Source organism: Pseudarthrobacter sp. AL07, assembly GCF_029960665.1.
GTDB lineage: Bacteria > Actinomycetota > Actinomycetes > Actinomycetales > Micrococcaceae > Arthrobacter.
The window spans coordinates 1-11,879 of the sequence record NZ_JASBRB010000028.1; the positions used below are offsets into that span (position 1 = coordinate 1).

The following is an 11,879-nucleotide window of genomic DNA, read 5'->3' on the forward strand; positions in this document are numbered from 1 at the left end:
TGCGCGTGTTGGTGGCGGCCCGGGACCAGATGACGGTCGAGCGGACCGCGAACGTTAACATCCTGCTCGCGCTCGTGCGGACGGCGGACCTCGGTATGGACGCCCGCAAGCCCCTCAACGCCGCCCAGATCGACGAGATGGCCCGGTGGCGCGCACGCAGCGAGAGCCTCGCGCCCGCGACCGCTCGGGCCGAGGCCGTCCGTCTCGCCAAGAGGGTCCTCGCCCTCACTACGGAGCTCGAAGACAACCAGAGCCGGACAGCCGAGCTTATCCAGGGCACGCTTCCCGTCGGGGCCTTTTTCGTCATACATTTCGCGGGCCAGCCTGACCTGGCGGGGTCCGAGTTTTGGTTTCTGCCCGCCGGTGCGCCCCCGCGCACGGGCGGCGGCGAGGCCGTCACGGGTTCGTTCGGACATGTGGGCGTGTTCGAACTCCGCGATCGAGCCGAGGATGCCCGAGCCACCCAATTCTCGGATTAATCGTCCGCCTCTTGCATGTTGGATTCCGGGCGCTTATTGTTGTTAATCGATTAACGACGATGTTTAGATCCCATGTTCGAAGGGTGGGCGAAGGTCGTGGAGAGGCCATCTTTCCCAAGCGGCGGGCTGGGGAATCATTTGCAGATTGATAGGGGCATGCTGCAACAGTGGATCCTCCCGGCCGATGTTTTGTATCGACGATAATCCCGCCTTCCAAAGGAATGAGGAGAATTCAAATGACCAAATCTGAGGTGTCCGCCGACTGGCGGTGCATTCATGGACGTCGAACTGACCCTCCAGCCTTTGGGGTCTGGGCATCCTCTCGTCTGAACCGGATGTGTCGCGTAACCTGTCGCGTTCGGTCACTCTTGATGCCGATGCGTAACGGCCAGTCGGATCGGCCCCCTGGGGCACGGGTCTGCCGGAGCAGACCCAGCTGGTTCCCGGCCCCACCGACAGCTGATCGCTGCAAACGCCCGTCAGGATCGATTTCGAGGAGCACTGCACATCGTGAATCGCTATAACGTTTCTCCCATGCCTAAAGCGATTCTGAATTATAGGGACTCTGTGCTTTTTCGCGCGGGGGAACGTCACCAGATTCTGGCTGGAGCGATTCATTATTTCCGGGTTCATCCGGATCAGTGGCAGGACAGACTCCGGAAGCTCAGGGCCATGGGAGCGAACGCCGTGGACACGTATGTGGCGTGGAATTTCCACCAGCCCCGGCGTGACCAGGCACCGGATTTCACGGGGTGGCGGGATCTTGGCCGCTTCATCGACCTCGCCGCAGCGGAAGGGCTGGACGTGATCGTCCGGCCCGGACCCTATATATGTGCCGAATGGGACAACGGCGGCTTCCCGTCCTGGCTGACCGGAATCCCCGGAATCGGCCTGCGCTGCCTGGACCCAGACTTCACGGGGGCCATCGAGGAGTGGTTTGACCTTCTTCTGCCCATCGTGGCCAGCCGCCAGACCTCAGCGGGCGGTCCGGTCGTGGCGGTGCAGATAGAAAACGAGTACGGCAGCTACGGCGATGACCACGACTACATCCGGTGGAACCGCCGCGCACTGGAGGAACGGGGAATCACGGAGCTGCTGTTCACCGCAGACGGCGGCAACGACTACTTCCTGGACGGCGGCGCCATCGAGGGAACCTGGGCGACGGCAACCCTTGGCAGCCGCGGCGATGAAGCCGTGGCCACATGGCAGCGGCGCCGGCCGGGTGAGCCGTTCTTCAACGTGGAATTCTGGAGCGGCTGGTTCGATCACTGGGGCGAACGCCACCACGTCCGCGATGCCGACGACGCGGCCGCGGAGATCCGAAAGATCCTGGACCTTGACGGCTCCGTTTGTATTTACATGGCACACGGCGGCACCAACTTCGGCCTTGGATCCGGCAGCAACCACGACGGCAAAAAACTCCAGCCGACCGTCAGCAGCTACGACTCCGACGCTCCCATCGCGGAGAACGGTGCGCTGACGCCGAAGTTCCACGCCCTGCGGACGGAGTTCTTCCGCGCTCGGGGCATGGAGGGCAACAACGTCCCGGAACTGCCGACTGAACTCCTGGCAGCGGCACCTGTGCTGCCCGCACAGACCCTCCCCGTGGCACCGGGCGTGGAACTGTTGGACCTGGTCCGTGCCGCAGGGGAACCTGTTCAGAGCGTCAGGCCGCTGTCCTTCGAACAGCTCGGGCTGGACGCCGGTATGGTGCTCTATTCCGCCGACGCCGTGCTGCCTGGGCTGCCGGGAAAACCTGCGGAAACACCATTGAAGATCATGGGGCTGAACGACCGCGCCTACATCTGGGTGGACGGGGTTTTTGCCGGCATCCTCGATGACACCAACGCAGCCGAAGGCCTGAAGGTCACCGGCACCGGCACCCCCGCCAGGCTGGAAATCCTGGTGGAAAGCCTCGGCCGGATCAATTACGGGCCATTAACGGGCCACGGCAAGGGCATCCTCGACGGCGTACTGGTGAACCAGCGTTTCACCTTCCACTGGACCCAGACACCGGTGCCTTTGACCGAATGGGGTCCGGACGAGCTCGGGCGGCTTGCTTCGGCCGAGTTCGCGGCAGAGGATCCCGCCGACACCTACCTGGCGTTGCCCGGCTTCGGGAAGGGCTTCGTTTGGATCAACGGCTTCCTGCTCGGCCGTTACTGGGAAGTGGGGCCGCAGGTTACCCTTTATATTCCTTCACCGATGATCCGGCGCGGCGTCAACACCGTCAAGGTGCTGGAGCTCGAAAAGTCCGGCATTACCGTCGAGCTCCGAACAGAGCCTGACCTGGGACCGGGCGGTCAGGGTCTGGTGCTAGCGGAAGAACTGGCGGACTGAGCTCGCCGTCTTTCGACTTGGCCGGAACGACAACTAATCCCCGGCAAATTTGGTCCACATTGGGGGGGAAGTCGTCCCAGAGGCAGACTCGGGAGCGTCCAAACGACCTGCGGACGCCCCGGGCCGCCCCTGCCCCAGGCATGCAAGCGGCGGCACAAAGACACCACTGTACGTCAGGGCAGCGTCCGGCACGAAAAGGAGAGCGAGATGGCAGTGGGGCGCGCTGCCCTGGCGAACAGGCGCACTGTCAGCTCTCTGCCGAGGAAATCTTCCGTGAAGCGTCCCTGTTGGTGGCAATGCCGAGGAAAATCCAAATATCGGGAGTAGGCTGCGAGGTACTTCATGAGATGTGACGCCAAGCTCCGACTGGTCACACGCCAACCCCATGTTCAAGGGTGGATCGGATGAAGAAGCGACCAATCGGGAACCAATGACAACCCGCTGTTGGTAAGGGCACTCGCGAAAGGCCCCTAGTGTGGCATGTGAAACCGTTTCTGATTGCACCGCCTCGTCCGGTGCCATGGACGAGACCCAAGAAGTATGTATTCGGGTCCTGCCGATAGTGGACACGGTTTGCGGCCTCGTCGAATTCAAGGTCGGCGAATCATGGGAAAGATATTGGACTACGGCTTGGCGGGAACTGATTCACAGGCTCTCGCAGTCAATTCATCCTGCTCAATGGTGCGCCGAAGGTATGCAGCTCATAGTGACGATTGCTTTGAGGGGGCAGCCTGCGGGGCAGCCGATTAGATTTCTCCTGCTCCGACGGCACTACACGGTTTGTGCGGATAGTGGGTGCGGACACGCGCGGACTCTGGGGTCATCCTTGCCCGCGGTTTCGACCACAGCCGGTGCCATTGAGTCACTCGCCGGGGAAAGGTAACGGAGAATCGATTCATGAGTTCTCCGGAGACACATTCGGCCACGCAACGCCGCCAGTTCATCGCGGGAACAGTCGTAAGCGACAGGCCTGTCACTGAAAAGGGTGTTCTCGTCGTCGAAGGTGACCGAATCGTCTACGCTGGTCCCACCGCCGGGTTCCATGAGACGCTGTTCAACTACCCGGCGTCCACGGAACAGCCTCCCGGGAGGACCTTTTGCGGGGATCGAGCTCTTTGCCGGGCTCCCGGACGAAGGACTCATCGAGGGCATCCACCTCGAAGGCCCTTTTTTATCGCGCGCCCGCCTGCCTACGCGCCGCGCAGGAGGACAAGGCGATCGTCGAGCTCATAGCGGACGGCGCGCACCTTGATCCGGCCATCGTGACCGCTGTCTTCCAGCTGGTGGGTGCCGCCAACATCGTTCTGGTCTCAGACTCCATGGCAGCCGCCGGACTTACCGACGGCAACTACATGCTCGGGCCTTCCCCCGTCACCGTGACAGGCGGTGTCGCCACGCTGGACGCCACGGGCTCCGCGCCGATGCAGTTGTGGTGGACAGGGACCTCACACTGACCGGCGTTCTTCGGAGCGGGAACTGGCTCAAGTGACCCACCGGCAAAACATGGCACGCACATCAATTTCAACCGGCTTCTTGCTAATGAGACGCCCATCACTTATTATTTTGTTAAACGATTAACAAGCATGGTCTGCGTCACATCGGCAAATGTTGCTGCCTTGGACCGTGACTCCATTGAACGAGGAGAGAGTATGAATTCGACGACGGGGGTGCCTGCTTCGCCGGCACCGGACCGCGTCCGGACTTTAGACGGAACAGACAGCGGGCCGTCGCCAAAGTCAGGACCACCTCGCATGTCCAAAAAGCAGGCCAGGTCCCAGGGCGGTCCTGTTCTGCGCAAGAGCTTCAGGAGTCGCCTCCGCCGCGACAAGCAGATGCTGCTGATGATGGTGCCGGGTGTTCTATTCCTGCTGCTGTTCTTCTACATCCCGATTCTGGGCAACGTCATCGCGTTTCAGGACTACCAGCCTTACTTGGGCATCGGGGACAGCCTCTGGGTGGGCTGGCAGAATTTCGCGGACCTGTTTATCAACCCGGACTTCGTGCATGCATTCTGGAACACGCTCTATCTGGCGGCCTGGCAGCTCGTGTTCCTCTTCCCGGTGCCGCTGATCCTGGCGCTCATTGTGGATTCCCTGATGAGCCCGCGCATCCGCAAGGTCTTCCAGAGCATTGCATACCTGCCACACTTCCTGTCCTGGGTCCTGGTCATCGCGTTCTTCCAGCAGATGCTCGGCGGGGCGGGATTCATCAACAACTCACTGCGCCAACTGGGCATGGACACCATCCCCTTCATGACCAATCCGGACACCTTCCCGGTGCTGGTGGTCGTCCAGATGATCTGGAAGGACGCGGGCTGGGCCATGATCATCTTCCTGGCGGCCCTGGCCACTATTGACGTCTCCCTCTACGAGGCTGCCGCAGCCGACGGCGCCGGCCGCTGGCGCAGGGTTTGGCACGTCACTCTGCCTGGCCTGCGCCCTGTGATCATCCTGCTGCTGATCCTGAGGATCGGCGACATCCTGTCCGTTGGCTTTGAGCAGTTCATCCTCCAGAGAGATGCCGTCGGGGCGGGTGCGGCCGAAGTTCTGGATACGTTCACGTACTACACGGGCATTGTTGGAGGCGGCTGGAGTTCCGGCGCTGCGGCCGGCCTGGCAAAGGGCGTGGTCAGCCTGTTGCTGATCTGGGGCGCCAACAAGCTGGCCCATAAGTTTGGGGAAGACGGCATTTTTGCGAAGAAGGTCGGCTAGCCGGGTACCGGCCGCCGTACAAGGAGACTCACATGACCACTAAAGTACTGACCAAGAAAGCTTCCGGGCTGAGCTACGATTCCAAACGACCCGTCTGGAAAGAGAAGCCCTCGCTGCTGTACCAGAGCATCAAGGCCGTTGTGTTGGTGCTGTTCAGCGTTTCGATCCTGGCCCCCATGCTCCTGGTGGTGTCCACCTCGCTGGCTGATAACGAACAGCTCGTGGCCGCAGGGGGCTTCGTGATGTGGCCGGAACGGCCCACCCTTGAGGCCTATGAGATTATCTTCCGTGGCCCCCTGGTCCTGCAGTCGCTCGGAGTCAGCCTCTTCATCACCGTGGTGGGCACCTTGCTTGCATTGTTCGTGACTATCACCATGGCCTACGCCACCAGCCGCTCGGTCCTTTTTGGGCGGCCGGTCATCCTGGCCATCCTCTTCACCCTGCTGTTCGCACCCGGGCTGATCCCCTCCTTTTTGATGATCCGGGAGCTCGGCCTGCTGGACTCGCTCTGGTCACTGATCCTGCCTGGCGCCTTCGGGGCCTTCAACTTCGTGGTGATGCGCTCCTTCTTTATGAACATTCCCGGCGAACTGATCGAAAGCGCCAGGATTGACGGGGCCAGCGACTGGCAGATCCTGTGGAAGATCGTCCTTCCGCTCTCCAAAGCCGTGGTCGCCGTGGTGGGCCTATTCTATGCGGTTGGCTTCTGGAACTCATTCTTCAACGCCTTGCTCTACATCAACGACCACAGCAAATGGCCCATCCAGCTTCTCCTGCGCAACTTCGTTGTCCAGGGCAGCGGTGCGGCCGACCAGCTGGGAATCACCACTTCCCCGCCCCCGCAGTCGATCCAGATGGCGGTGGTCGTTGTGGCCTTGGTCCCCATCCTCATGGTGTACCCGTTCCTGCAGAAGCACTTTGCCAAGGGTGTTATCACCGGCGCAGTCAAGGGCTGACCGCTGGTTTCTGTTCCCTTTAGTTGTTCACCACCACGGTCACATCAGCAGTACTACACATTGAAAAACTAGAAAGGTTTCGCGATGACGAGCACTACTTCCGGACAGGCAGGATTCAGCCGACGCGGTTTCCTTGGCCTCACAGGCCTGGCCGTCGCCACGGCTGGTCTTGCTGCCTGCAACCCCGGCGGCGGCTCCGGCAGTGGAGGCGCCTCTGCCTCCTCTGCCGTGAAGCTCCCCACCTACAGGGAATTTACCGGTATCACCGCTGACATCCCGGGCAATGAAAAGGGCCTGCAGGCCGCTTTCTTCAAGCTGCCCGAAGCCGTGCAGTCTGTCAAAACCCCGCCGCTCATGGGCAAGGTCACCGGCCTGACGGAAACCTTTGAAACTATGAGCCCGGGCATGAAGGACAACCCCTTCTGGCAACGCCTCAACGCCAAGCTCGGCGGCGAGCTGGAACTGCAGATCGCCGAGGACATCGGCGACGGCTACCCGGCGAAGTTCGCCACCGTCCTTGCCAGCAACAATCTCCCCGACATGATGTGGGTTCCGCCCAACCAGGGTATCCCCAATATCGGCCCCATGCTGGAAGCCAAATTCCAGGACCTCACCCCCTACCTCTCCGGCGACGCGGTGCTTGAGTACCCCAACCTGGCGGCGCTGAAGCCGGATTCATGGAAGACCGCCGTCGTCAACGGCAAGATCTGGGGTGCTCCCATCCCCAGCACCCCGTTCGGTCAGGTCATGGCGGGCCGCAGGGATGTCTGGGACGCCGTAGGCGGCCTCAACGCGGACAGCGCCGATGAATTCCTGGAAAAAGCCAAGGAGCTGACGCGCCCCGGCGAGCAAAAGTATGCTCTGGAAGCCAACTACACCAACATCCTCCACATGGTCACCGAGTGGTTCGGCGCCCCCAACGGCTGGGCCGTCAACAAGGACCGTACACTGACCCACCTCTTCGAAACGGATCAGTATGCGGCTGGAATCGAGTTCACGGCAAAGATGTTCGCGGCCGGCGTCTTCTACCCGGACAGCAAAGCATCAGATATCCGCACCCGTGTTGCCAACGGCTCGATTGCCGCGCAGGTCCTGGTCGGCCCGCACGACATCCGCAGCTACCGTGTCCTGAACCAGAGCGCCAAATTCGACATCCTGTTGCCCTTCAGCTCCGATGGCAAGATCAAGCCCGTGTACGACATGGGTTATGGGACCGTCGGTTTCACCCCCTTCAAGAAAGCCGAGGAGGGAAAGATCCGCGAGCTCCTGGCACTGATCAATTACCTTTCGGCGCCGTTCGGCACCGCCGAATACCTGCAAAAGAATTACGGCGAAGCCGGCCAGGACTACACCCTGACAAGTGATGGCAATCCGGTACTGACCGAGTCCGGTACCTCCAACGTTCCAGGCCTCGCGTCGGCGCTAAACATCATGGCCAGCCCCGAGAACGTCATCTTCAACCCGGGCTACGACGACGACACGAGGTATGTCAGCGGCCAGGAGCAGAAGCTGCTCGAGATTGCTTGGCGCAACCCGACCAACGGAAGCTATTCGGACACCAGCGCGAAGGTGGGAGCAAAAATCAGCAAGCAGCTCCGCGACAAGGTCATCGACATCATTACCGGGCGCGAGCAGGTTGGCGCACTCAAGGACGCCGTCAAGCGCTGGCAGTCCGAGGGCGGTAATAAAATGCGAGAAGAGTACCAGGCTGCCTTGCCCGAGGGCGTACCAGTCTTCAACTCATAGAATGTCGGTTGCGGCGGCGGGGAAAATGGCGCCAGCATTAGCCACCGCCGCAACCGGACATCCGGCAGACAGCCGGCTTCAGTCCAAGGACCGCTTCCGGGTCCACAAAGGGGAAACATGTCGGTGACCAATCGAGACGCTTCGCGGCCGACCATCAGGATGGTCGCGGCGGAGGCGGGGGTGTCCACAGCCACGGTGTCCTATGTGCTGTCGGGACGGCGCGGCGAAGGTGGGCCGGGGGTCTCGGAAGCAACGGTCAGCCGCGTGAGAACAGCAGCGAACCGGCTGGGCTACCAGCCCAACCAGGCCGCACGCGCCATACGGACCGGGCGCACCAACACCGTGATCCTGTCCCTGACCATGCTGTCGGACCCGTGGGCGCTGGCTGTCATTGAGGCCGTCCAGCGTAGGGCGGCCCCTTTGGGGATCACACCCATGATCCTTGGCGACGCAGACTGGGCCAAGGTGCTCCAGACCCACAGCGCCGACGCCGTTTTTGTGGATTCTGTCCAGGGGGAGGGTGAACAGGCGCTGCGTCAGCTCGCTGGCCGCGGCACCAGGCTTGTGGTTTTCGACGAATCGATGGAGCCGGAGGGCTTCGATGTCATCAGGTCCGTGGCCGGACCGGGCTGTGAGCTGGCCATGGGCCATCTGCTCACAGGCCACAGCAGGATCGCGTGCCTCACTACGGCCAGAAGTCTCGCGGGGCCGCGCTTTATAGCCTACAGGGACGCGCTGGAAGCTGCGGGGCTGCCGCACCGTGAAGCATATGTGGGCAGCTTCGACGGGACCTCTGCCGGAGCGTACGCCACCACCATCCGCTTGTTGTCGCTTGATAAACCGCCCACTGCTATCTACGCCACGACTGACTATGCGGCCGTAAGCGCCATTAATGCGGCACAGCGGCTGGGGCTGACTGTGGGCACCGACATCGACATCATCGGGGTAGGCAATACCGTGGAAGGCGAACGGATGACGCCGTCGCTGAGCACTGTGGGTCCGGTGGACTTCTTCGACCGGCTGGCACGGCTGCTGCTGGACCGCGCGCTGGGCTCTGATGCGGCCCCCGGCGTACTGGACTTTCCCTGGCAGCTGTTCGCCCGCGAATCAGCTCCGTTCAAGAGCACCACACCATAGTTTTGAGAAAGTTTCAGGCCACGCTCCACCGGGAACGCCCGGGTGGAGTCGGGGCTGCATGTTGGCCCGAGGGCTGCAACCAAGCAGGAGGAATCGATTAGTAATGGGAACTGTTGACATGAAGGTGGGCCTGGTCGGATTCGGCCTGCGGGCCAGTCTGTGGAAGCACGTCCACAAGCCGGGCCAGGGTTCCGTGGTGACCATTGTCTGCGATACCAGCGAGCGGGGCCGGGCAGATGCCGCGGCGAAAATTCCGGCAGCCACCGTGACGGCCGATTTGAACGAGCTGCTGGCCAGCGGGATTGACGCGGTCCTGGTGCTGACACCGGACAACAAGCACGCCCTGGTGGCGGTGGAAACGCTCCAGGCAGGCATCCCCACCTTCTGCGAGAAGCCCCTCGATGTGACGCTGGAAGCAGCGGACCTGATCCTGCGGACGGCGTATGAGACCGGAACCCGGCTGTATGTGGGACACAACATGCGGCATATGCCGGTGGTGGTGCAGATGCGCCAGCTGATCGAAGACGGCGTGATCGGCGAGGTCAAGGCCATCTGGTGCCGGCACTTTGTGGGTAACGGCGGCGACTACTACTTCAAAGACTGGCACTCGGAGCGCAAGAACGTTACGTCGCTGCTGCTCCAGAAGGGCGCCCACGACATCGACGTCATCCATTGGCTGGCGAACGGCTACACCAAGCGGGTATCCGCCGTCGGTGAACTTGCCGTCTACGGCGACGTGAAGGACCGGCGCGACAACACCGGCAGGAGGATGGTGGACTGGTTCTCGCTGGATAATTGGCCGCCCACCGAACAGACCGAGCTCAGCCCGGTGATCGATGTGGAGGACATTTCCATGATGCAGATGGTGCTGGACAATGGTGTGCTGGCTTCGTATCAGCAGTGCCACTTCACTCCTGATTACTGGCGGAACTACACGGTAATCGGCTCCAAGGGCAGGATCGAGAATTTCGGCGACGGACCTGGCGAGAAGATCAACGTCTGGACCTCCAGGACGGCCACCGGTTTTGCGGAGCCGGACCAGGTAGTGGAGATCCTCGACGGCGACGGAGGCCACGGCGGGGCCGATCCCCGCTTGGTCGCGGAGTTCCTTGACTTCGTAGCACATGGCGGGCCGACACAGACCAGCCCGGTCGCTGCGCGCCAGTCCGTAGCCGCAGGTGTGCTCGCCACCGAATCTCTGCGCGGTGACGGTTCCGCCCGCGAGGTTCCGGCCTTGCCGGCGGAACTTATCGAGTACTTCAACGCGGGGCAACCCGCACGGAGTGCACAGGCGGTCTGAAGGCCTGAAGGTTGATTGGCTGAGGCAGCCCGGTTCATCCTGCTCTGGTTGGCGTAGCGCTTCCGCCACGGCAACCAGCGCAGACCTGGACGCGCAGCTGCTTGAGCCACCGAAAATCATCGTCACGCATGTATCTTCGCCTTCCAGGGTGATTTTCGGAAGCCGTAGAGATTCCTCGATGATCGATCTGTCTCATTGAGTGTTTGTAGTGAAGAAAGTCACCGGCTGCGTCGGGAGCTCGATGCAGCCTGAAGAGCAACGATGTACCGATTAAGGAGCACAGAGAACGATGACTGACGCAACTCTTGGAGCATTCATGGACGAGGAACTGACTTCCCAGCCGGAGGTGTGGGAGCGTGCCATCGCCCAGGCCCATGCCGAGGAACTTCTCCCGGCAGATGGCCAGCGCGTGGCCGTCATCGGCTGCGGAACGTCCTGGTTTATGGCCCAGAGCTATGCCGCGGCCCGCGAAGCGGCCGGCAAAGGCCTGACCGATTCCTATGCGGCTTCCGAGGCGTTCGTGAACACCAACAGCGAGGCCCGCAACTACGACGTCGTGATCGCCATTACGCGTTCCGGCACCACTACCGAGGTACTGGACCTGCTGACCGGGCTCCAGGGCAAGGTCCGCACGGTGGCCCTGATCGGCGATGTCGAGTCCCCGATAGTCGGCCTTGCCGATGCCGTCATCGGGCTCCCGTTCGCGGACGAACAGTCCGTGGTGCAGACCCGCTTCGCCACGTCCGTGCTGGTCTACCTGCTGAGCAGTCTTGGTGTCGACCTTAGCCAGGCAGTCGAAGATGCACGGATCGCTGTAACGGCAGATGTTCCGCAGGAACTGCTCGACGCCGAGCAATTCACCTTCCTGGGGCGAGGCTGGACCGTCGGTCTGGCGCACGAGGCAGGGCTCAAGATGCGCGAAGCGGTGCAGGGCTGGACCGAGTCCTACCCCGCCATGGAATACCGCCACGGACCCATCTCCATCGCCGCCCGCGGCCGTGTCACCTGGCTCTTCGGCGAAGAGCCCGAGGGACTCCGCGACGACGTCGCCCGGACCGGGGCCCTGTACATCAATACGGGAAAGCACCCGTTGGCCGAACTGGCCCGGGTCCACAAGGTCACGCTGGAACGAGCCCGTGTCCGCGGCCTGAACCCGGACCTTCCGCGCAACCTCACCCGCTCGGTCATTCTCGACGCGACTGTCTAGGCG

The 11,879-nt window shown here is 62.1% G+C and carries 8 protein-coding genes, 1 pseudogene and 1 riboswitch; all 9 genes and pseudogenes read left to right on the forward strand.

Features of this window, described 5'->3' with window-relative positions:
* Positions 1 to 218: pseudogene (locus QK290_RS15970) on the forward strand (IS110 family transposase); the annotation flags it as partial.
* Between the two features lie 795 nt (positions 219 to 1,013).
* Positions 1,014 to 2,819: a beta-galactosidase family protein gene (locus QK290_RS15975; RefSeq protein ID WP_282331612.1), complete on the forward strand. Its 1,806-nt coding sequence runs from the start codon at positions 1,014 to 1,016 to the stop codon at positions 2,817 to 2,819.
* A gap of 338 nt (positions 2,820 to 3,157) precedes the next feature.
* Positions 3,158 to 3,279: riboswitch (SAM riboswitch) on the forward strand.
* 655 nt (positions 3,280 to 3,934) lie between these two features.
* Positions 3,935 to 4,273 carry a hypothetical protein gene (locus QK290_RS15980; RefSeq protein ID WP_282331614.1) on the forward strand — a complete coding sequence of 113 codons (339 nt, stop codon included), beginning with the start codon at positions 3,935 to 3,937 and terminating at the stop codon, positions 4,271 to 4,273.
* Between the two features lie 297 nt (positions 4,274 to 4,570).
* Positions 4,571 to 5,530, forward strand: coding sequence for an ABC transporter permease subunit (locus QK290_RS15985; protein WP_282331616.1), 960 nt, complete (start codon positions 4,571 to 4,573; stop codon positions 5,528 to 5,530).
* Positions 5,531 to 5,562: 32 nt separating this feature from the next.
* Entirely contained in the window at positions 5,563 to 6,486 is a 924-nt protein-coding gene (locus tag QK290_RS15990; RefSeq protein ID WP_185262305.1) for a carbohydrate ABC transporter permease, read from the forward strand.
* A gap of 84 nt (positions 6,487 to 6,570) precedes the next feature.
* The gene (locus QK290_RS15995) at positions 6,571 to 8,232 is read left to right on the forward strand and encodes a sugar ABC transporter substrate-binding protein (protein WP_282331617.1); all 1,662 of its coding nucleotides are present in this window, start codon (positions 6,571 to 6,573) and stop codon (positions 8,230 to 8,232) included.
* Positions 8,233 to 8,349: 117 nt separating this feature from the next.
* The gene (locus QK290_RS16000) at positions 8,350 to 9,369 is read left to right on the forward strand and encodes a LacI family DNA-binding transcriptional regulator (RefSeq protein ID WP_282331619.1); all 1,020 of its coding nucleotides are present in this window, start codon (positions 8,350 to 8,352) and stop codon (positions 9,367 to 9,369) included.
* A gap of 103 nt (positions 9,370 to 9,472) precedes the next feature.
* The gene (locus QK290_RS16005; RefSeq protein ID WP_282331620.1) at positions 9,473 to 10,669 is read left to right on the forward strand and encodes a Gfo/Idh/MocA family oxidoreductase; all 1,197 of its coding nucleotides are present in this window, start codon (positions 9,473 to 9,475) and stop codon (positions 10,667 to 10,669) included.
* Between the two features lie 289 nt (positions 10,670 to 10,958).
* Entirely contained in the window at positions 10,959 to 11,876 is a 918-nt protein-coding gene (locus QK290_RS16010) for an SIS domain-containing protein (RefSeq protein ID WP_282331621.1), read from the forward strand.
* Positions 11,877 to 11,879 lie beyond the last annotated feature (3 nt).

Coding starts and splice junctions, on each gene's coding strand:
- QK290_RS15975 (WP_282331612.1), top strand. CDS start 1,014: ATGCCTAAAGCGATTCTGAATTATAGGGACTCTGTGCTTTTTCGCGCG.
- QK290_RS16000 (WP_282331619.1), top strand. CDS start 8,350: ATGTCGGTGACCAATCGAGACGCTTCGCGGCCGACCATCAGGATGGTC.
- QK290_RS16005 (WP_282331620.1), top strand. CDS start 9,473: ATGGGAACTGTTGACATGAAGGTGGGCCTGGTCGGATTCGGCCTGCGG.
- QK290_RS15990 (WP_185262305.1), top strand. CDS start 5,563: ATGACCACTAAAGTACTGACCAAGAAAGCTTCCGGGCTGAGCTACGAT.
- QK290_RS15985 (WP_282331616.1), top strand. CDS start 4,571: ATGTCCAAAAAGCAGGCCAGGTCCCAGGGCGGTCCTGTTCTGCGCAAG.
- QK290_RS15995 (WP_282331617.1), top strand. CDS start 6,571: ATGACGAGCACTACTTCCGGACAGGCAGGATTCAGCCGACGCGGTTTC.
- QK290_RS16010 (WP_282331621.1), top strand. CDS start 10,959: ATGACTGACGCAACTCTTGGAGCATTCATGGACGAGGAACTGACTTCC.